We start from the raw sequence: 18,951 nt of genomic DNA, 5'->3' as shown, positions 1-18,951 counted from the left end.
TATATTTGAACAGTTTTATCACGAATATTAACAGAAGTATTATGCCTGTAAAAACAAATGATCCTTTACGTAAGACCTGGCTTAAAGTACCTGCCGATTCCGACTTTCCGATCCAGAACATTCCCTTTGGGGTGTTTTTGACCCGAGACGATATCGTTACTATCGGTACCCGTATCGGCGATTATGCCATAGATCTTGGGGCCTTGCACCAGTTGGGGTACTTTGAAGGCATTCCGTTGACCGATGATATCTTTCTGCAAGATACCCTGAACGATTTTATTTCCGACGGAAAGAAAACTTGGCGTTTGGTGCGCAATAGAATCAGCGAGATTTTTGAAGAAAACAATGCCAAATTACGCGATAACGACGAGCATAGAAGTATCGTGCTCTTCACCCTCGATGAGATTGAAATGCAGCTGCCGGTGCAAATTGGCGATTATACCGATTTCTATTCCAGTAAGGAACATGCCACCAATGTGGGCACCATGTTCCGAGATCCGGAAAATGCCCTTATGCCTAATTGGAAACATTTGCCCGTGGCCTATCATGGGCGTAGCTCCTCAATTGTAACTTCAAATGTTCCGGTACATAGACCTATGGGCCAAACCATGCCAGCTGGTGCCGATAAACCTGTTTTTGGTCCCTCGAAGTTGGTCGATTTTGAATTGGAAATGGCCTTTATCACCACCGATGCCAATCTATTGGGCGAGCCTATTTCTGTGGCCGATGCCGAGGATTATATCTTTGGTTTGGTCTTGTTTAACGATTGGAGTGCCCGAGATATCCAAAAATGGGAGTATGTACCTTTAGGTCCGTTTTTGGCCAAGAATTTTGCTTCCTCTATTAGTGCGTGGATCGTTACCATGGATGCTTTGGAGCCTTTCCGTGTTGAGGGACCCGTGCAAGACCCTGCCCCCCTGCCCTATTTAGCGCAAGAAGGACAAAAGTCTTTCGATATTAACCTAGAGGTGGCCATTGCTCCGGAAAACAGTGATGCGACTACTGTGGCCAAGAGCAATTTTAAATATATGTATTGGAGTATGGCCCAACAATTGGCGCACCATACCGTAAATGGCTGTAAGGTGAATAGTGGCGATATGATGGGTAGCGGAACTATTTCAGGGCCCACCAAAGATTCTTATGGCTCTATGCTCGAACTTACTTGGCGGGGCGAAAACCCATTGACCTTGGCCAATGGCGAGACCCGTAAGTTTATAAATGATCATGATACCGTTATACTGACGGGATACTGTAAAAATGATAGTGTACGGATCGGCTTTGGCGAGGTGCGTACCAAACTTTTACCTCCCTTCGAGCATTAAGAAGGCGAGGTATTTCCAAATATGCCATTTTTAAAATAAGATTTATAAAGTAAAGGCGTTTTTAGGATACGTGCTTTTGGCACGACTCTTGAAAATGCCTTTTTTGAATTATAGATTTAGTGTTATGAATAGATTTTTACTCCCTATTTTTTGTGTAGTGATTTTGGTAGGATGCAGTGGGGTGAAGAAAACCCAGGAAGCCCTGAACACGGGTAACTACCGTAAAGCCATAGATAGGTCTCTAAAAAACCTGGCCGAAAATAAGTCCAAAAAAGGCAATCAACCTTATGTGGTTTTGCTTGAGGAGGCTTTTGAGAAATACACCCAAAGAGAGCTCGATCATATCGCTTTTATAGAAAAAGGGGGGAATGCCGCCGATTATGAAAAAATCTATACTTCCTATCAAGATTTAAAAGGGATTCAAGACCGTATTCGGCCCTTATTGCCTTTGCGTATTAACGAAGAAGGGCGTTTTGCCACCTTTACCTTTGAAGATTATGACGACCGTTTGATCGATTCGAGAAATCAGTTGTCCGATCACCTCTATGCAACCGCCCAAGAGAAAATGAAAAAGGCCCATACCAAGGAAGATTATCGCATGGCCTATGATGATCTTAAATATATGAACGATATAGATCCCGGGCGTGATCAGGCTTTGATTTTAATGAATGAGGCCCATCAAAAAGGAATCGATTATGTGCAAGTACGCTTGCTAAACGATACCGAACAGATTATTCCCAAACGTTTAGAAGAAGATCTTTTGAACTTTGATACCTATGGTCTCGATAATTTCTGGACACGTTACGATGCCCAATATCGGAAAGGTCAGCAATACGATTACCAAATGGATATCCGCTTCGAGAATATTTCCATTAGTCCGGAACGGGTACGTGAAAAAGAGATTGTTCGTGAAAAGGAAATCGAAGATGGGTATACCTATGCCCGCGATACAAGGGGGAACATCCAAAAAGATAGTTTGGGTAATAAGATCCGTATTCCGGTGCTACGTAAGGTAAACTGTACCCTGTATCAATTTACCCAGTTTAAGGAAGCCCATGTTGCGGCCAAGGTATATTATCGCGATTTGAATACCGATCAAGTAATCCGCTCTTATCCGGTAGACTCGGGCTTTGTATTTGAGCATGCCTATGCCACTTACGAGGGCAATACCAAAGCTTTGGAAACCGAGCTTTTCGATCTGACCCGAGCTCGCGAAATCCCGTTTCCTTCTAACGAACAAATGGTCTACGATTCTGGAGAGGACATTAAACAGCGCTTAAAATCGATTATTAAACGGCATCGGTTTTAATCCATTGCGATAGGTCCAAATCCGTAATGGCACCATGTGAATCATGGGCTACCACTTTTCCGTTGGTAATAACCAGTAGTTGTGGGCTTTGATGGCGAACGCCAAAGGTATCGGCTACTAGATTGCTAATGCTTCTATAGCTAAGCAGATCTAAATAGTAGGCGTCTGCCTGGTCGGCAGTGAAGGGGTAATTCGATTCGAACATACGAATGACCATGGAACTGATTCCACAACTGGTCGAATGCTTAAAAATCAACTGGGGTTTTTCAGAAGATCTATTGATCAATTCAGTGAGTTGATCGGCCTGCACCAAAGGAATCCAGTTGATATTATTCTTGTTAGGTGTTTGGCTTCCGGATGTAGATCCAAAGAGTGAATTGAAAAATCCCATTTTTTTCTGTTTTTGGTCGTATGTAAATACTTTTTGCTTACAAAATGCCAAAATGGCTTATAAATCAGCAGATTCACTGGCATTTTGTCACGAAGCGGGTGTTGGTATGTTGTTTGTCCTTCCTTCATCGAATCAAAAAATGCAACTATGAACAGCGATAAATTTACAATAAAATCACAGGAGGTGCTCCAAATGGCCCAGCAGTTAGTTCAGGCCAAAGGGCATCAGATATTAGAGAACGAACACCTCATGAAGGCCATTTTTGAGGTAGACGATAACGTGACCCCGTTTCTCTTTAAAAAGTTAGGGGTCAATACCGCATTGGTTACCCAGATGTTGGAGAAGGAGATCGATGCCTTTCCCAAGGTTGAAGGTGGTGAGATGGGGCTTTCCCGTGAAGCAGGAAAAACCTTGAACCAGGCGGCCATCGTGGCCCAAAAAATGCAGGACGAATTTGTTTCAATCGAACATTTGGTATTGGCCATTTTCGAAAGCAAGAGCCAAATCGCACAAATGTTAAAGGATCAAGGGGTCAATAAAAAGGGGCTTGAGGCGGCAATAGCCGAATTGCGTAAGGGCGACAAGGTTACTTCGCAGAATGCCGAGGATACCTATAATGCGTTATCCAAATACGCTAAAAACCTGAATCAGTTGGCCGATAATGGTAAGTTAGATCCTGTTATCGGGCGCGATGAAGAAATCCGAAGGGTGTTGCAAATACTTTCGCGCCGTACGAAGAATAACCCTATGTTGGTGGGTGAACCCGGTGTGGGTAAAACCGCCATTGCCGAAGGTTTGGCCCACAGGGTAGTTCAGGGCGATGTGCCCGAAAATCTAAAAGATAAAACGGTCTATTCCTTAGATATGGGTGCTTTGATTGCGGGGGCGAAATATAAAGGGGAGTTCGAAGAGCGTTTAAAATCGGTTATTAAAGAAGTTACTGGTGCCGAGGGCGATATTGTCTTGTTTATTGATGAGATCCACACCTTAGTTGGAGCCGGTGGTGGACAAGGGGCTATGGATGCCGCTAATATCCTGAAACCTGCTTTGGCCCGGGGCGAACTGCGTGCCATTGGGGCTACTACCCTAGATGAGTATCAAAAGTACTTTGAAAAAGACAAGGCCCTAGAACGCCGTTTCCAGAAGGTGGTGGTCGAAGAGCCCGATACCGAAAGTGCCATTTCCATTCTTCGAGGAATCAAGGAAAAATACGAAGCCCATCATAAGGTACGTATTAAAGACGAGGCCGTAATTGGGGCCGTAACCTTGTCCGAACGGTATATTACCAACCGTTTTTTACCCGACAAGGCTATCGATCTTATGGATGAAGCCGCATCTAAATTACGGATGGAGATCAATTCCAAACCCGAGGAGCTCGATGTATTGGATCGTAAGATCATGCAATTAGAAATTGAGATCGAGGCCATTAAAAGGGAAAACGACAAAGACAAATTAAAGTCTTTACATGCCGAGCTGGCCAATATCAAAGAAGAAAGAACCGGAATCTTTGCCCAATGGGAAGCCGAGAAGAATGTAGTTGACGAAATTCAGCGCACCAAGCAGGAAATTGAGGAATACAAACAAGAATCGGAAAGGGCCGAACGTAATGGTGATTACGGTAAGGTGGCCGAATTACGTTACGGAAAGATTGAGGTGGCCCATGAACGCTTGAACCAACTACAAAAAGAATTGGAGGCCCAACAAGAGGGCGATACCCTAATCAAGGAAGAGGTTGATTATGAAGATATCGCCGAAGTGGTCGCCAAATGGACCGGAATTCCGGTAACCAAAATGATGCAGGGCGAACGCGAAAAATTATTGGCCTTAGAAGGCGTGCTCCACAAAAGAGTGGTGGGGCAAGACGAGGCCATCGAAGCGGTCTCCGATGCCATTAGGCGCAGTAGGGCCGGTTTGCAGGATAGCAAACGCCCCATAGGTTCCTTCTTGTTTTTGGGTACGACAGGTGTAGGTAAGACCGAATTGGCCAAAACCTTGGCCGAGTACCTTTTCGACGACGAATCGGCCTTGACCCGGATCGATATGAGTGAGTACCAAGAACGCCATGCGGTAAGCCGTTTGGTAGGTGCCCCTCCGGGTTACGTGGGTTATGACGAAGGGGGGCAATTGACCGAGGCCGTACGAAGAAAGCCCTATTCGGTAGTGTTGCTGGATGAGATTGAAAAGGCACACCCTGATACTTTCAATATACTATTGCAGGTCTTGGACGAAGGCAGGCTTACCGATAACAAAGGGCGAGTGGCCGATTTTAAGAATACCATTATCATTATGACCAGTAATATCGGGAGTCATATCATTCAAGAAAAATTTGAGGCCATTCCCGATATGGATACGGCCACCGAAGCGGCCCGAACAGAAGTTTTGCGGTTGTTGAAAAAGTCAGTACGGCCCGAATTCTTGAACCGAATTGACGATGTAATTATGTTTACCCCATTGAACCAAGAGCATATTGCCGAAATTGTAGCGTTGCAGTTACAAGGGGTTAAAAGGTTATTGGCCCAACAACAGATAACCATCGATGCTACGCCAGAAGCCATAAGCTATTTGGCTAAAAAAGGCTTTGTGCCCGAGTTCGGTGCCCGCCCCATAAAAAGGGTAATCCAAAAAGAGGTGCTGAATACCTTGTCCAAAGAAATTTTGGCGGGTACTATTAAAACAGATGGTATGGTTTTGATCGATTGCTTCGATGACGAACTGGTTTTTAGAAACCAACAATTGGTGTTGGAGGAATAAAACCTTTAATAAATAAATTGGAAAAGGCGTCTTTCGGGACGCTTTTTCCGTTTCTTAGAGACTGTATTGAAATATGTGGTTGGTTATCATTATAGATCATTTTTCCCGCCTGCCGGCAGGCAGGGATGCCATAAGAGATAAAATTTTTAAGCATAGCATAGCTACGGTTCAAAATTTTAACGAAATAGGGCGCAAAAAGGGGCATAATAAAACGATTGACATGTTTTAAAACAGTCTCTTAAACCAACTAGTATATTTTTTTCCTATTTTCGTAAGAAGCCCTTAAAGGACTGGGTTTTGGCCTGTCTGTTGAAGGGAATTGTTTACCGAGAATACGACCATTATGCCTGGAAAAGCCGCTAGAACTACTGCCTATATTACCAAGACCATTGCCCCTATTTTTAACAAACATGGGTATTTGGGTACCAGCCTAAGTGACCTTACCAAGGCGACCAATCTCACCAAAGGAGCCTTATACGGTAATTTCGCCAATAAGGAAGCTTTGGCCATGGCCGCTTTTAATTATAACGCACAATTATTACTCGAGGCATTGGATAACAAATTGGATTTTCCGGGTTCGGTAACCCAAAAACTCTCGGCCATAACGGATTTTTATAGCCATTATCACGAAACATCGGCCCCTTGGGGCGGTTGCCCTATCGTGAATATAGGAGTGGATGCCAATGGCAATAATGAAAAACTTCAAAAAGCCTGTACTAACTTGGTCAAAAAAGTAGAGCAGCGTATCGCATCGGTATTGGATAAGGGCGTGAAAAATGGGGAATTACACCTGCCTGTACCCCCGCTTCAATTCGCGAAACAGTTTTTTACCATGATTCAAGGTGGGGTAACCATGACCACGGTAACTGGCGATCGTAAATACCTGACCAATACTATGGCCTATTTAGATCAATTGGTGGCCAAAGAGATTAAGAAATAGTTTAGGGTATCATATATATTACTTAACGTGAATCAAAAGTGGAACTCTCTGTGGTCCTCTGTGTTATTCCGTGGAACAACAAATAAGGCTCAAGTTACACTGAGGCACGCCTAGAATACGCAGGGTTACACTGAGAAACTGCATCTGATTTTCAATAGATTACATTAACCCTTGATTCGCATAATTAACTAAAAAAGCCTAGGTGTTCATTTTCCTAGGCTTTTTTTATGGTTTGTATTTTGTTCTCTACTTATGGGTTAATCCTATAGATCCAAAGTTTTTGACTGTATTTGCCGTTCAGTTTGCTTCGCACGGCTTTTTCGGCGGCTTCCAAACTGGTATGATATTCTAGGTAGACATAATTAAGCTTTCGTGCCGGTCTATAAAAACTTTGGGCATCGAAACCTTTTTTACGCATATCCTCTTTAAACAACTTCAGGTATTTTTGGGTGCCGAATACATTGGCTATTATATAATAACCGGGCTTCTCCCCTGCGATTTTAGCTTCCTCAAAATGTATGTTCTTTGGTTTCTTATCCAAATCCTGTATGGTTGTGGCCACTGCGGTTTCCACTACGGGCTTCTCGACAACGGTTGGTTTAGGCTGTGGTTTAGGTTGGGTTTTGGGTTTAGGTTGGGGCGTTACCTGCTCCAATTTTAATTGAGGATTGTTTTTGGGCTCGGTTTTAACCACTACGTTTTCCGGTTTGGTCTCTTCTTCTATGGTTTCAGGCTTCGGAGTCTCTACTTTGGTCGCAACGACTTTTTCATCTTCTTTTATTTCCGGATTCAAGATAACCTCTTCTTCCAATTCGGGGCTAGGTTTTTGATGTTTTTTACCCAACTGTATGGCTGCGTATAATTCAAAGGAAGGATCTTCCGAATCGGCTGGGGCGTCCGTACCACTTTCGATTAGAGCCCCAATTGAAATGGTCTCGAACAAATGGATTCCAGCTCCACCCGAGATACCGTAATAGTTATTGAAACCACCTTGGGCCCAAAACTTGGAAGTGTTCAACAAGGCGACCAAGCCTAGTTGGGCATCATAACCTGGTAAAGTTTTAATATAAGCCCTAGGTTGTAGATAGGTGCTCTCTTGGGTGCCAAAAAGGGTCAAGGGAAGGGTGTAATCTACCGAACCAAAATAAGATACATCGTGTTCACTCTTATCGTCACCCCCGGAAACAAACTCCAATAAATTTTCCGAGGCTAGGCCTATACCCCAGTTTTTGGCCTGGAAGTAAATCCCAGGGGCTAAATGGACAACGAATTCATCGGTTTGGCTCAGTCCTGGTAAATCGATATCCGGAGGTAGAATGGGGCTTTGTAAAGATTGTCTGTTGAAAGCAAAGATGTTCATTCCGACCGATAAGGAAAGATCTTGGTCGGTAACAAAGCGATGAGCATAATTAAAAACCCCGCCTTTATGCTGAAATATTGGGGTGTTGTTCTGAAAATATCCGGCACCTGCCACATCGTTTTGCGAAAAGCGATAGCTGTAATTGGCAAAGATGGTGGTCGGGTCGCCGTCTACTTCTTGCCATTGCCAACGGGTCCAATTGCTTAGTCGGTGTTCTTTTTGCTGCTGTAATCCCATCGCCGGATTCCATAAATATGGGTTGACGACGGAGAGGTTGTGCTGGCGTAGGTCCCAAGGCAAAGGTAGCTCTTGGCTATAGGTGAATAAGGTTGTGAAAATGAATAAGATGGAGGTTATTTTGGTCTGCATAAAGAAGTGTTCTGTTCGCTAAAATATTTATTATTCCTTAGCCTATATACGTAAAGGAACTTTTTTTTCGTTTATATACGGAAGTATTATACTATGAGACGTTTTTTACCTATTCTTTTTCTATTTGTTTTTTTGGTTTCCTGTAAAGAAGATCCAAAACCCGTGCCCCAAGAGGTGGTATCTCAAGAAACTACAACCTTTTACCTGATTAGGCATGCAGAAAAAGATCGTTCCAATCCCGATAATCCGGATCCTGAATTGAATCAAGATGGCTTAGGGCGTTCGGTACGTTGGGCAGAGGTTTTCGAAGCGGTCGAACTAGATGCTGTGTATACTACCGATTATGAGCGTACCCGTATGACAGCCGCTCCAACTGTGGTGAAAAAAGGGTTGACCGAAAATATCTATGAACCCGGATCTTTGGATTTAGCAACGCTCAAGGCCCAACATTATGGTAAACATGTTTTGATCGTTGGGCACAGTAATACCACGCCCGAATTGGTGAACAAGTTTTTAGGTGAGGCCAAATATGGCGATATCGACGACTTGGATAATAGTACCTTGTTTATCGTTAGCGTAAATGGTGATACGGTTACCGATATTCGTCTGCGGGTAGATCTTCCTTAAGGTAGCGGAGATACCGTAACTTTTTCCAATGCTATTTTAGATAGTAGTTCCAAACCTTGGTTCAGGTATAGCGAGTCCATGGTGGCTACTTTGGCAGTGGCTTTATCTTTGGGTTTGTAGTTTTCATAATCTACAAAACGAACCCCATTGACCATTCTTTCGTTGTAGGCAACTCGAAACCGTACCCCACCTCCGTCGGTTATATAATCGTACGCCAGGTAATCTACATAATAGCTTTCTTGGTTTATCCAATACACAAAGGTGTCCTCAAAATCTTTTCCGCCATTTTCGGGACTGAAGGTGATTTTAATCTTGTGATACTCTTTTCCTTTTATCTGACTGGATCCCAAATAGGATTTATGTACGGCCGCATCGTTTAGACCATAAGGCAAATAGGCGAAATAATGTACCGAATTTATGGAATTGGCATATTTGAAAGCCATACTGTCGGCCAAGACTTCCGGTTTGCCGTTTATATGCCGGTTCATTTTTGAACGGTACAGACTATCCAAGACCAAAGTACTGTCATTTTCTTTCCAGCTTCGGGTCATGATCTTCCTACCGTGTGTATCGCGACTTAAACCATATTGGCGGTCTCTGAATTCGAAATCGAAGCGGTTGGACGTATACCCATCGCCACCACAGGCTTTAATGGCTTTGTCTACAATTTCTTGGGCATTGGGTGCATTGGGTTTTTCTTTACAGGAAGTAAAGGCCAAAACAAATAATAAAACAACTGAATAACGTAATAGCATACTCATGGGGAACTAATAAGTCTTTTGCATATTGGTACGAATGTAGGCAAGAACATTACAAATTGCCTGAATACGGGTATGGGATTAATATAACATTAACAGGGAAGTTGCTATTTTTGCCGGTATGCAGAATACCGTCAACATAAAAAACAAGCGGGCCCGGTTCGAATATGAGTTATTGGATACCTACACGGCCGGAATCGTATTATCGGGAACGGAGATAAAATCGATACGTTTGGGAAAGGCCTCCATTGCCGAAAGCTTTTGTGAGTTCAATACCAAGGGGGAATTGTTCGTGGTAAATATGCATATAGACGAATACAGCCATGGTTCGTATTACAACCATAGGCCTCGGGCCGAGCGTAAGTTATTGTTAAACCGCAGGGAGTTGAAAAAATGGCATAGACAAGTTAAGGTTTCCGGCTATACCATTGTACCGCTTCGGGTATTTGTAAACAATCGTGGTTTGGCCAAAATGGAAATTGCCTTGGCCAAGGGTAAAAAACTTTATGACAAACGGGAGACCATTAAAGACCGCGATAACAAACGGAACTTGGATCGGATCAAAAAGAGCTTTAATAATTAGTTCTTGTCTTCCAACATAGGTACGAACCTAAAACTGCCCAATTCCTTTTTCTCGAATTCCGTAGCCGATTTACGGATAAATAGCATCATGGTCTGTTCCTTTTCGCCAACCGGTATGACCAACCTACCCCCTATTTTCAATTGGGACAATAAAGGTTTGGGTACGTATGGGGCCCCAGCGGTAACGATAATACCATCGAAGGGGGCTTCTTCCGGCAAACCTTTATAACCATCACCAAATATTAATTTCTTGGGGCGGTATCCCATTTTTGAAAAGAAGATCTTGGTACTTTTAAAAAGCTCTAATTGCCTTTCTATGGTAAACACTTTTACCCCCATTTCCAATAAAACAGCGGTTTGGTAGCCACTTCCGGTGCCTATTTCCAATACTTTTTGTCCGGGCGAAACCTCCAAAAGTTCCGATTGGTAGGCCACGGTATAGGGTTGCGAAATGGTCTGTTCGGCACCAATGGGAAATGCTTTGTCTTGGTAGGCATGGTCTTCAAAACTACTATCTAAAAACAAATGGCGGGGTATGGCCCGTATGGCATCCAATACTTTAGGGTCTTTAATACCTTTTTCTGCCAACAATTGGGCGAGTTGGTTTCGTAAGCCTTTATGTTTCAGGGTGTCTTTCAACGTAGTCCGTTTTGGTTATCCGGCCACTAAAATAAGGGGTTTTTCCCGAACCTTCCAATACTATGGTTTCGTTAATCCACAGCAGCTTTTATTGGGGATTTTTTATGGGTAAAAGTCGGTATATGCCTATTTTTGGGAAAAATTCGATCATTATGCTAAAAGCAGGTGTTTTAGGGGCCGGTCATTTGGGAAAAATCCATTTGCGTTTGCTCAACCAATCCGAAAAATATGAATTGGTAGGTTTTTATGATCCAGATGCCATTAATGGGAAAAAAGTGGCCGATGAGTTTGGGTATACCTATTTTGACAATATCAATACACTGATTGAGGCCGTAGATGTGGTAGATATCGTAACCCCAACCCTATCGCACTTTGAATGTGCCGAAAAGGCCATGGAAAAAGGCAAGCATGTTTTTATAGAAAAACCCATAACCAATACCTTAGATGAGGCCAAAGCTTTATTGGGATTTGAGCGTAAATATGGGGTGATAGGCCAGGTAGGGCACGTTGAGCGTTTTAACCCGGCTTTTATGGCGGTGCGTGAAAAAATCAGTGAACCCATGTTTATTGAAACCCATCGCCTGGCGGAGTTTAACCCTAGGGGGACCGATGTGCCCGTTGTTCTCGATCTTATGATCCACGATATCGATGTGATCTTAAGTATCGTGAATTCACCGGTAAAACAGGTCAATGCCAGTGGCGTATCGGTAATCAGTAAATCGCCAGATATTGCCAATGCCCGGATTGAATTTGAAAATGGATGCGTGGCCAATTTAACCGCCAGTAGGATTTCGTTGAAGAATATGCGCAAGTCGCGTTTCTTTCAAAAAGACGCCTATATCTCGGTCGATTTCCTAGAGAAAAAAGTAGAGGTGGTTAAGATGAAGGATGCCCCAGAACAACCTGGGGATTTCGATATGATCCTGCAAAATGCCGAAGGCGAGAAAAAACAGATTTATTTTGAAAATCCGGATATAGAGGCCAACAATGCCATATTGGACGAACTAGAGACTTTTGCCGATGCGATTAACGGGAACACCACCCCTATCGTTTCCCTAAAACAAGGCACCCAGGCCTTGGAAGTCGCTTTAATGATAATAGAATCTTTTAAGAAATGATGGAATTCAAGCATATCACCGTAATCGGGGCCGGTACCATGGGTAATGGTATTGCCCATGTTTTTGCACAAAGTGGCTATGAGGTCGTACTCATGGATTTGGCCCAAGAAGCCTTGGACAAGGGTGTCGCCACCATTACCCGGAATCTAGATCGCATGATCGCCAAAGAAAGGATTTCGGAAACCGATAAGACCGAAACCTTGGCACGGATCAGCGTACAGACCGATTTGGAAAAGGCGGTATCGAAAGCTGATTTGGTAGTTGAGGCCGCCACCGAAAACGCCAAGATAAAACTGGGCATTTTCGAAAAAATGGATGCCCATGCCCCGGCCCATGCCATTCTGGCTACCAATACCTCGTCTATTTCGATAACCGAGATAGCTGCGGTTACTCAACGACCAGAACAGGTAATCGGGATGCATTTTATGAATCCGGTGCCTATAATGAAATTGGTAGAGGTGATCCGCGGTTATAATACCAGCGATGCCGTTACCCAGGCCACCATGGCCTTGTCTAAAGATCTAGGTAAAGTGCCTACAGAGGTAAACGATTATCCGGGGTTTGTAGCCAATCGCATTCTAATGCCCATGATCAATGAGGCCATTGAAACCTTATACAACGGTGTTGCCGGGGTATCCGAAATCGATACGGTAATGAAATTGGGTATGGCACACCCCATGGGCCCACTGCAGTTGGCCGATTTTATTGGGCTGGATGTTTGCCTTTCCATTCTCGAGGTCATGTACGATGGATTTAAAAACCCCAAATATGCCCCATGTCCCTTATTGGTAAATATGGTAAGGGCAGGTAAATTTGGGGTGAAATCCGGGGAAGGTTTTTATGATTATTCCGAATCGCGTAAGGCGGAAAAAGTTTCCGCTCAATTTAGCTGATCATGGCCCGGATAAAACCTTTTACGGCCATACGTCCGGCCAAAGATAAAGTACCTTTTGTGGCTTCACGTTCTTATGAAGATTATTCCAATCTAGAACGTGAGGCCATTCTGAGGTACAATCCGTTTTCCTTTTTACATATCGTAAACCCGGGTTATAGATACCATAAAGAAATATCGGGTTCCGAACGTTTTGGCTTGGTCCGTAATCGGTATTTGGAGTTTTTGGAAGCAGGAATATTGGTACGGGATCCCGAGCCGGCCTTGTATGTTTATGCCCTAGAAAAGGAGGGCTTTTCGTGTACGGGTATTTTTTGTGCCACCGATTCGGCCGATTATGCCCAAAATCGGATAAAAAAACACGAGAATACGATTGCCAGTCGCGAACAACTTTTCGCCTCTTACCTAGATCATGTTGGGTTTAATGTTGAGCCGGTTTTAATGACCTACCCAGACGATGACCGGGTCACAGTTTTGATCAAGGGTATTACCCAGCAGCATCCCGATTTGTTTTTTACCAGTCCGGATCGGGTTACACATCGTTTATGGCAAGTAAATGATCCCGAAACCATCTCGGATTTGGTAGCTGCGTTTGGCGACATACCCCATCTGTATATTGCAGACGGCCATCACCGATCGGCCTCTTCCCTACTCTTGGCAGAAGGTAAAAAAGCCGAAAACCCGAAGCATACCGGAGAAGAACCCTATAACTTTTTTATGAGTTACCTTATTCCGGAATCGCAAGTTCGGATAAGTGGTTTCTCCCGACTGGTAAAAGATTTGAACGGCTGGGACAAAGAAGCCTTATTGTTCAAGTTGGATAGCCTTTTTATGATCGATAATCGAGGTTCCGAGCCCTACCTTCCGGCCTTGAAGCATCATTTTAGTATGTATCTCGACGGGGATTTTTATTCCCTGGTTTTGCGAAATACCGCTTATGATAACAATGACCCCTTGGAAAGCCTCGATGCCCATATTTTATACAACAAAGTTTTGCGTCCACTTCTGGGTATCGAAGATCTGAGAAACGACGACCGCATCGATTACGATTATAGCCCACATGCGGCCATCCAAATGAAATCAAAAGTAGATCAGGGCGGCTATGCCATAGGATTTCATTTAAGGGCCGTACAAATGGAAGAGCTCAAACGTATTGCCGATAACGATTTGGTGATGCCCCCGAAAAGCACGTATATTGAGCCCAAATTGAGAAGCGGCCTCACCATTTACGAATTTTAATATGTCTATAGCCGATAATTTAGCCCGGGTAAAATCAGCACTACCCGATGATGTCACCTTGGTGGCGGTTTCCAAAACCAAACCCCAAAGCGATATTCTGGAAGCCTATAATGCCGGACAGCGCATTTTTGGTGAGAATAAGGTACAGGAAATGGTTTCGAAATGGGAACAATTGCCCCAAGATATCGAATGGCATATGATTGGGCATTTACAGCGGAACAAAGTAAAATATATGGCCCCCTTCGTGGCCTTGGTGCATGGGGTAGACAGTGAACGTTTATTACTGGAAATCGATAAACAGGCCCAAAAACATGATCGCATCATTTCATGTTTGCTTCAGGTGCACATAGGACAAGAACAGACCAAGTTCGGTTTGGATGCCAATGAGTTGATGGCTTTGGCCCAAAAGGTAAAATCTGGCGGTTTTCCCAATATCAAAATTAAAGGTTTGATGGGTATGGCTACCTTTACTACAAATGAAGCCCAGGTTAGTACCGAATTCCGTAGCTTAAAGCTTCATTTTGAAAATCTAAAGGAAATACTCCCGGATATGGATACCCTTTCCATGGGGATGAGTGGTGATTATAAACTGGCCATTGACGAAGGAAGCACTATGGTACGGATCGGGAGTAGTATCTTTGGTGCCAGAAACTATCCAGTTTGATATATTCCATCATCGACATAGAAACCACCGGAGGTAAATACAATGAAGAAGGTATTACCGATATTGCTATTTATCGTTTCGATGGGCAACAGGTGGTCGATAAATTGGTCAGTTTGGTAAACCCGGGCAAACCCATTCAGCCTTTCGTGGTAAAATTGACGGGTATCAGTGATAAAATGGTACGTACCGCACCAAAATTCCATGAACTGGCCAAACGTATTGTGGAGATTACCCAAGATAGTGTTATCGTAGCCCATAATGCCCTTTTCGACTATCGTATACTGCGCACCGAATTTGAACGGTTGGGCTATCCTTTTGAAAGGGAAAGCCTATGTACGGTTTCCTTGGCCCAAGAACTGATTCCGGATATGGAATCATACAGTTTGGGTAAATTGGCCAAGGCCATTGGTATTCCCGTAAGCGATCGGCATAGGGCCGATGGCGATGCCATAGTTACCTTAAAGCTGTTTCAGTTGCTATTGGCCAAGGATACCGAAAAGAAGATATTGACATCCTTGATCAAAAAAGATGAAGGCCCCAAATACGAGGGCGATCTTAAAAAAATCGTAGACGAATTACCTTCCGAAACCGGGGTATATTATATGTACGACAGTCATGGGAGCTTATTGTTCCTATCGAAAAGTAAAAATATAAAGCGGAGCGTTAGCCAACATTTTAGCAAATCGGACAAGCTTTCTGAAAAGTTGCGTAAACAGACCGATAAGGTGGTGTTCGACCTAAGCGGAAACGAGCTTATGGCATCTATATGGGAACAAAGGGCCTATGCCGGTCAAAAACCTAAATATATACCCCGTTTTAGAAAGAGTAGCCCAAACTATGGGCTGTTTCCTAAAGTTGATGAAGACCTAGGGGCCGGTTTGGAGTTGGCAAAATTAGACGACCGCCCTGTAGACGAACCTACCTTGGTTTTCTCTTCTTTTAGAGGGGCCCAGGCCAGCTTGGGAAAACTGGCGCGCGAATACAAACTGCAGCCCCAATGGTTAGGTTTGGAACCGGAGGGGACCAACGGGGTATTGCCCGAGATTTTGGAGCAGGTAGATACGCCCCTCTTATCAAAAACCCTAGATCGCTTTAGTATTAATGGAAAAAGCTTTGTTTTGCTCGAAAAAGGCCGAAATACGGGTGAAAAAAGCGCGTTTTTGATTGAAAATGGTAGTTTGAGTGGATTTGGTTTTGTAGCTTTAAACCACCAAATTAACCAAATAGGTATTCTTAAAACCGTACTTACCCAAGTAGAATCCAATCTGGCATACAAGCAGATTATTGAAGCGTATTTACGTAAAAAAAGAAGGCCGAAACGAATTGAAATACCATAGTTTTGAAACGGGAACGTAATAAAATGGGTTGGCGCGGCAAGATCCATGAGATAATCTATGAGGCCGATACCCCTCTGGGCAAAGGTTTCGATATCATGCTTTTTGTGCTGATCATTATCAGTGTTATTCTGGTAATGTTGGAAAGTGTGGGCCATATCGATAAGCGCTTTCACGATCAATTGTTGATCATGGAGTGGATCATCACCATTTTCTTCTCTGTAGAATATATTGCGCGTATTATCTCGATCCGGAAACCTTTAAAGTACATTTTCAGCTTTTACGGTATTATCGATTTTATCTCTACCATTCCGTTATATGTCTCTTTATTCGTAACGGGTACCCAGGTATTATTGGCCGTTAGGGTACTTCGTCTACTAAGGGTTTTCCGTATTCTAAAATTGGTACAGTTTATCGGTGAAGCCTCGCAATTAGGACGTGCCATTCGGGCCAGTAGGGCCAAGATTGCCGTATTTATCTACTTTGTACTGATTATGTCGGTTATCATGGGTTCGGTTATGTATATGGTAGAAGGTGCCGATGCCGGCTTTACCAGTATACCTCGAAGTGTGTATTGGGCCATAGTAACCCTGACCACGGTAGGTTATGGCGATATAGCCCCCCAGACGCCATTGGGACAATTAATAGCAACCATTATAATGATTATGGGTTATGGTGTAATTGCCGTGCCTACGGGAATAGTAACCACCGAATTGGCCAAAGACAAACACGGTAAGGCCGATGTACATGTAAATACCCAAGCCTGCCATACCTGTTCTGCGGAGGGCCATAGAGACGATGCCATTCATTGCTACAACTGTGGTTCCAATCTTTAGAGCCGAAAACTTGAATTGTTTTTCTGAATAAACTGTCAGTCTGAGCAAAGTCGAAGACGTTAAAGAAATGTATAGTTCAAATGCTAATGTCAATTAATAATTGAGGTAGGAAATCCTATTGAATGTTAGCTTTAAACGATGTAAATCCTTTGGAAAAAGAAAAAACAAAAACACTTATCGTGGTGGTTGGGCCTACTGGCATTGGCAAGACCAAGTTGGCCATCGATTTGGCCCAACATTATCAAACCGAGATTATCTCGGCTGATTCCCGACAGTTTTTTAAGGAAATGACTATTGGTACCGCAGTACCAAGCGCTGAAGAACTAGAGGCTGCACCACATCATTTCATTCAGCATACAACTATTTTTGAACCGTATTCCGTAGGCGATTTTGAATCGGATGCCTTATCTCTTTTGGATAACTTGTTTCAAAAACAGGATGTAGTCATTATGGCCGGTGGCAGTGGTTTGTATATAAAAGCCGTTGTAGAGGGTTTAGATGCTTTTCCCGAGGTTGATGCACAATATAGGGAGACTTTGAACGATGAGTTGAGTACCAGTGGTTTAGCCCCTTTGCAAGACGAACTAAGAAAAGTGGATCCCAAATACGCCGCAGTGGCCGATATGGACAATCCGCATCGGGTTATCCGAGCCTTGGAAATATGCAGGGCAACCGGTAAAACCTTCTCCTCCTTTTTGGGGAAACCGAAGCCCCAACGTTCTTTTAAAACCCAGTATATCGGAATTACGGCCGATAGGGAATTGATTTATGATCGAATCAATCGACGGGTAGACCTTATGATGGAGATGGGACAACTAAAGGAAGCCGAAGGCTTGTTCGCCCATAAAGCCTTAAATGCGCTTCAGACCGTGGGTTATCAAGAATTGTTCAATTATTTTGAAGGAAAATGGACCTTGGAATTCGCTATAGCTGAAATCAAAAAGAATTCCCGTAGATATGCCAAACGCCAATTGACCTGGTTGCGGAAAAATGAGGCCATCCATTGGGTGGAATTTGATAATGCCTTAGAAATGGCACTAAACCATTTGCAATAAAAAAAGCACCCCGAAAGGTGCTTTTTTTATATCGTTATTCGATTTGCTTAAGATTCCTCGGTTTTGATCACCAAACGGAAACCTTCACCGTGAATGTTCAAAATCTCTACGGTATCATCACGCTTTAGGTATTTACGCAGTTTGGCAATATATACATCCATACTACGTGAGGTAAAATAGTTGTCGTCGCGCCAAATCTTGGTCAAGGCCAGTTCCCGTGGCATAAGGTCGTTTTCATGTAAGGCCAACAAACGTAATAGCTCGTTTTCCTTGGGCGATAATTTGGTAGCTTCCTCATCTTTGAATTTCAAGAAACGCAACTTGGAATTCAAATGGAAGTTACCGATTTGGAACTCGAATTTTTTGGAATCGGCCAAGGTGCTGGCAGCCTTACGTTGTAGAATGGCTTTTAGCTTCATCAACAAAACTTCCGAATCGAAAGGTTTGTTCAAATAGTCGTCCGCACCGGCTTTATAGCCTTTAAGTACGTCTTCCTTCATGGTCTTGGCCGTAAGGAAGACGATAGGTACGTTTTCGTTCTTTTCCCGGATTTCCTTAGCTAAGGTAAACCCATCTTTGTACGGCATCATTACATCGAGTATGCAGATGTCGAAATTGTCTTTTTTGAATTTTTCAAACCCTTCCATCCCATTTTTGGCCAGAACCACATCAAATTGGTTCATAGAAAGGTAATCTTTAAGTACGATACCAAAATTTGGATCGTCTTCTACCAACAGTATTTTTTTGTTCGCTGTTTCCATAGAC

At 43.4% G+C, this 18,951-nt stretch carries 18 protein-coding genes; 13 read left to right on the top strand and 5 right to left on the bottom strand.

What is annotated here, in order from left to right:
* Positions 1-41 precede the first annotated feature (41 nt).
* Complete coding sequence (gene fahA, locus B7P33_RS12725; RefSeq protein WP_097442966.1) at positions 42-1,322, top strand: fumarylacetoacetase; 1,281 nt, start codon at positions 42-44, stop codon at positions 1,320-1,322.
* A gap of 124 nt (positions 1,323-1,446) precedes the next feature.
* Positions 1,447-2,631 carry a hypothetical protein gene (locus tag B7P33_RS12720; RefSeq protein WP_097442964.1) on the top strand — a complete coding sequence of 395 codons (1,185 nt, stop codon included), beginning with the start codon at positions 1,447-1,449 and terminating at the stop codon, positions 2,629-2,631.
* On the opposite strand, the gene ytxJ is transcribed toward B7P33_RS12720, so the two are convergent.
* Positions 2,612-3,022: a bacillithiol system redox-active protein YtxJ gene (ytxJ, locus tag B7P33_RS12715; RefSeq protein WP_097442962.1), complete on the bottom strand. Its 411-nt coding sequence runs from the start codon at positions 3,020-3,022 to the stop codon at positions 2,612-2,614. The two genes, B7P33_RS12720 and ytxJ, sit on opposite strands and share 20 nt — an antisense overlap.
* A 147-nt stretch (positions 3,023-3,169) precedes the next feature.
* Between ytxJ and clpB the strand changes: the two genes are divergently transcribed.
* Both clpB and B7P33_RS12705 read left to right on the top strand, forming a co-directional pair.
* Positions 3,170-5,773 carry an ATP-dependent chaperone ClpB gene (gene clpB / locus B7P33_RS12710; RefSeq protein WP_097442404.1) on the top strand — a complete coding sequence of 868 codons (2,604 nt, stop codon included), beginning with the start codon at positions 3,170-3,172 and terminating at the stop codon, positions 5,771-5,773.
* Positions 5,774-6,116: 343 nt separating this feature from the next.
* Entirely contained in the window at positions 6,117-6,713 is a 597-nt protein-coding gene (locus tag B7P33_RS12705; RefSeq protein ID WP_097442960.1) for a TetR/AcrR family transcriptional regulator, read from the top strand.
* 250 nt (positions 6,714-6,963) lie between these two features.
* Here B7P33_RS12705 and B7P33_RS12700 read toward each other — a convergent pair whose 3' ends face one another.
* Positions 6,964-8,442, bottom strand: coding sequence for a PorP/SprF family type IX secretion system membrane protein (locus B7P33_RS12700; RefSeq protein WP_097442403.1), 1,479 nt, complete (start codon positions 8,440-8,442; stop codon positions 6,964-6,966).
* A gap of 93 nt (positions 8,443-8,535) precedes the next feature.
* Between B7P33_RS12700 and B7P33_RS12695 the strand changes: the two genes are divergently transcribed.
* Positions 8,536-9,069, top strand: coding sequence for a SixA phosphatase family protein (locus B7P33_RS12695; RefSeq protein ID WP_097442402.1), 534 nt, complete (start codon positions 8,536-8,538; stop codon positions 9,067-9,069).
* Here the strand turns inward: B7P33_RS12695 and B7P33_RS12690 are convergent.
* The gene (locus B7P33_RS12690; RefSeq protein WP_245871793.1) at positions 9,066-9,830 is read right to left on the bottom strand and encodes a DUF6503 family protein; all 765 of its coding nucleotides are present in this window, start codon (positions 9,828-9,830) and stop codon (positions 9,066-9,068) included. The genes B7P33_RS12695 and B7P33_RS12690 overlap by 4 nt on opposite strands.
* Positions 9,831-9,948: 118 nt before the next feature.
* Between B7P33_RS12690 and smpB the strand changes: the two genes are divergently transcribed.
* Positions 9,949-10,410 (top strand): SsrA-binding protein SmpB, encoded by a 462-nt coding sequence (smpB, locus tag B7P33_RS12685; RefSeq protein WP_097442400.1) that lies wholly within the window; start codon positions 9,949-9,951, stop codon positions 10,408-10,410.
* Here smpB and B7P33_RS12680 read toward each other — a convergent pair.
* Positions 10,407-11,048, bottom strand: a complete 642-nt coding sequence (locus B7P33_RS12680) for a protein-L-isoaspartate(D-aspartate) O-methyltransferase (protein WP_097442399.1) — start codon at positions 11,046-11,048, stop codon at positions 10,407-10,409. The genes smpB and B7P33_RS12680 overlap by 4 nt on opposite strands.
* A 152-nt stretch (positions 11,049-11,200) precedes the next feature.
* Here B7P33_RS12680 and B7P33_RS12675 point away from each other — a divergent pair, with 152 nt between their 5' ends.
* The 7 genes from B7P33_RS12675 (at position 11,201) to miaA (ending at position 18,186) form a co-directional block, all read left to right on the top strand.
* Positions 11,201-12,166 (top strand): Gfo/Idh/MocA family protein, encoded by a 966-nt coding sequence (locus tag B7P33_RS12675; protein WP_097442958.1) that lies wholly within the window; start codon positions 11,201-11,203, stop codon positions 12,164-12,166.
* The gene (locus B7P33_RS12670) at positions 12,163-13,059 is read left to right on the top strand and encodes a 3-hydroxybutyryl-CoA dehydrogenase (RefSeq protein WP_245871792.1); all 897 of its coding nucleotides are present in this window, start codon (positions 12,163-12,165) and stop codon (positions 13,057-13,059) included. Before B7P33_RS12675 ends, B7P33_RS12670 begins: the two co-directional genes overlap by 4 nt.
* 2 nt (positions 13,060-13,061) lie before the next feature.
* On the top strand, positions 13,062-14,297 hold the full coding sequence (locus tag B7P33_RS12665; RefSeq protein ID WP_097442398.1) for a DUF1015 domain-containing protein: 1,236 nt from the start codon (positions 13,062-13,064) through the stop codon (positions 14,295-14,297).
* Between the two features lies 1 nt (position 14,298).
* Positions 14,299-14,961 (top strand): YggS family pyridoxal phosphate-dependent enzyme, encoded by a 663-nt coding sequence (locus tag B7P33_RS12660; RefSeq protein WP_097442397.1) that lies wholly within the window; start codon positions 14,299-14,301, stop codon positions 14,959-14,961.
* Complete coding sequence (locus tag B7P33_RS12655; protein ID WP_245871791.1) at positions 14,958-16,298, top strand: exonuclease domain-containing protein; 1,341 nt, start codon at positions 14,958-14,960, stop codon at positions 16,296-16,298. Before B7P33_RS12660 ends, B7P33_RS12655 begins: the two co-directional genes overlap by 4 nt.
* A gap of 23 nt (positions 16,299-16,321) precedes the next feature.
* Complete coding sequence (locus tag B7P33_RS12650; RefSeq protein WP_097442396.1) at positions 16,322-17,131, top strand: ion transporter; 810 nt, start codon at positions 16,322-16,324, stop codon at positions 17,129-17,131.
* A gap of 122 nt (positions 17,132-17,253) precedes the next feature.
* A complete protein-coding gene (gene miaA, locus B7P33_RS12645) occupies positions 17,254-18,186 on the top strand; it encodes a tRNA (adenosine(37)-N6)-dimethylallyltransferase MiaA (protein ID WP_097442395.1) in 933 nt (310 codons plus the stop codon).
* Between the two features lie 47 nt (positions 18,187-18,233).
* On the opposite strand, the gene B7P33_RS12640 is transcribed toward miaA, so the two are convergent.
* Positions 18,234-18,947 carry a response regulator transcription factor gene (locus B7P33_RS12640; RefSeq protein WP_097442394.1) on the bottom strand — a complete coding sequence of 238 codons (714 nt, stop codon included), beginning with the start codon at positions 18,945-18,947 and terminating at the stop codon, positions 18,234-18,236.
* Positions 18,948-18,951: the final 4 nt, after the last annotated feature.

Origin of the sequence: Sediminicola luteus (genome assembly GCF_002514735.1) — a bacterium.
Taxonomy (GTDB): Bacteria; Bacteroidota; Bacteroidia; order Flavobacteriales; family Flavobacteriaceae; genus HQA918.
The sequence above is the reverse complement of the archived record's forward strand: the minus strand, read 5'-3'. Positions and strand labels throughout refer to the sequence as shown.

Coding starts and splice junctions, on each gene's coding strand:
- B7P33_RS12660 (WP_097442397.1), top strand. CDS start 14,299: ATGTCTATAGCCGATAATTTAGCCCGGGTAAAATCAGCACTACCCGAT.
- B7P33_RS12690 (WP_245871793.1), bottom strand. CDS start 9,830: ATGAGTATGCTATTACGTTATTCAGTTGTTTTATTATTTGTTTTGGCC.
- B7P33_RS12720 (WP_097442964.1), top strand. CDS start 1,447: ATGAATAGATTTTTACTCCCTATTTTTTGTGTAGTGATTTTGGTAGGA.
- clpB (WP_097442404.1), top strand. CDS start 3,170: ATGAACAGCGATAAATTTACAATAAAATCACAGGAGGTGCTCCAAATG.
- ytxJ (WP_097442962.1), bottom strand. CDS start 3,022: ATGGGATTTTTCAATTCACTCTTTGGATCTACATCCGGAAGCCAAACA.
- B7P33_RS12695 (WP_097442402.1), top strand. CDS start 8,536: ATGAGACGTTTTTTACCTATTCTTTTTCTATTTGTTTTTTTGGTTTCC.
- smpB (WP_097442400.1), top strand. CDS start 9,949: ATGCAGAATACCGTCAACATAAAAAACAAGCGGGCCCGGTTCGAATAT.
- miaA (WP_097442395.1), top strand. CDS start 17,254: ATGTTAGCTTTAAACGATGTAAATCCTTTGGAAAAAGAAAAAACAAAA.
- B7P33_RS12640 (WP_097442394.1), bottom strand. CDS start 18,947: ATGGAAACAGCGAACAAAAAAATACTGTTGGTAGAAGACGATCCAAAT.
- B7P33_RS12700 (WP_097442403.1), bottom strand. CDS start 8,442: ATGCAGACCAAAATAACCTCCATCTTATTCATTTTCACAACCTTATTC.
- fahA (WP_097442966.1), top strand. CDS start 42: ATGCCTGTAAAAACAAATGATCCTTTACGTAAGACCTGGCTTAAAGTA.
- B7P33_RS12670 (WP_245871792.1), top strand. CDS start 12,163: ATGATGGAATTCAAGCATATCACCGTAATCGGGGCCGGTACCATGGGT.
- B7P33_RS12675 (WP_097442958.1), top strand. CDS start 11,201: ATGCTAAAAGCAGGTGTTTTAGGGGCCGGTCATTTGGGAAAAATCCAT.
- B7P33_RS12665 (WP_097442398.1), top strand. CDS start 13,062: ATGGCCCGGATAAAACCTTTTACGGCCATACGTCCGGCCAAAGATAAA.
- B7P33_RS12650 (WP_097442396.1), top strand. CDS start 16,322: ATGGGTTGGCGCGGCAAGATCCATGAGATAATCTATGAGGCCGATACC.
- B7P33_RS12705 (WP_097442960.1), top strand. CDS start 6,117: ATGCCTGGAAAAGCCGCTAGAACTACTGCCTATATTACCAAGACCATT.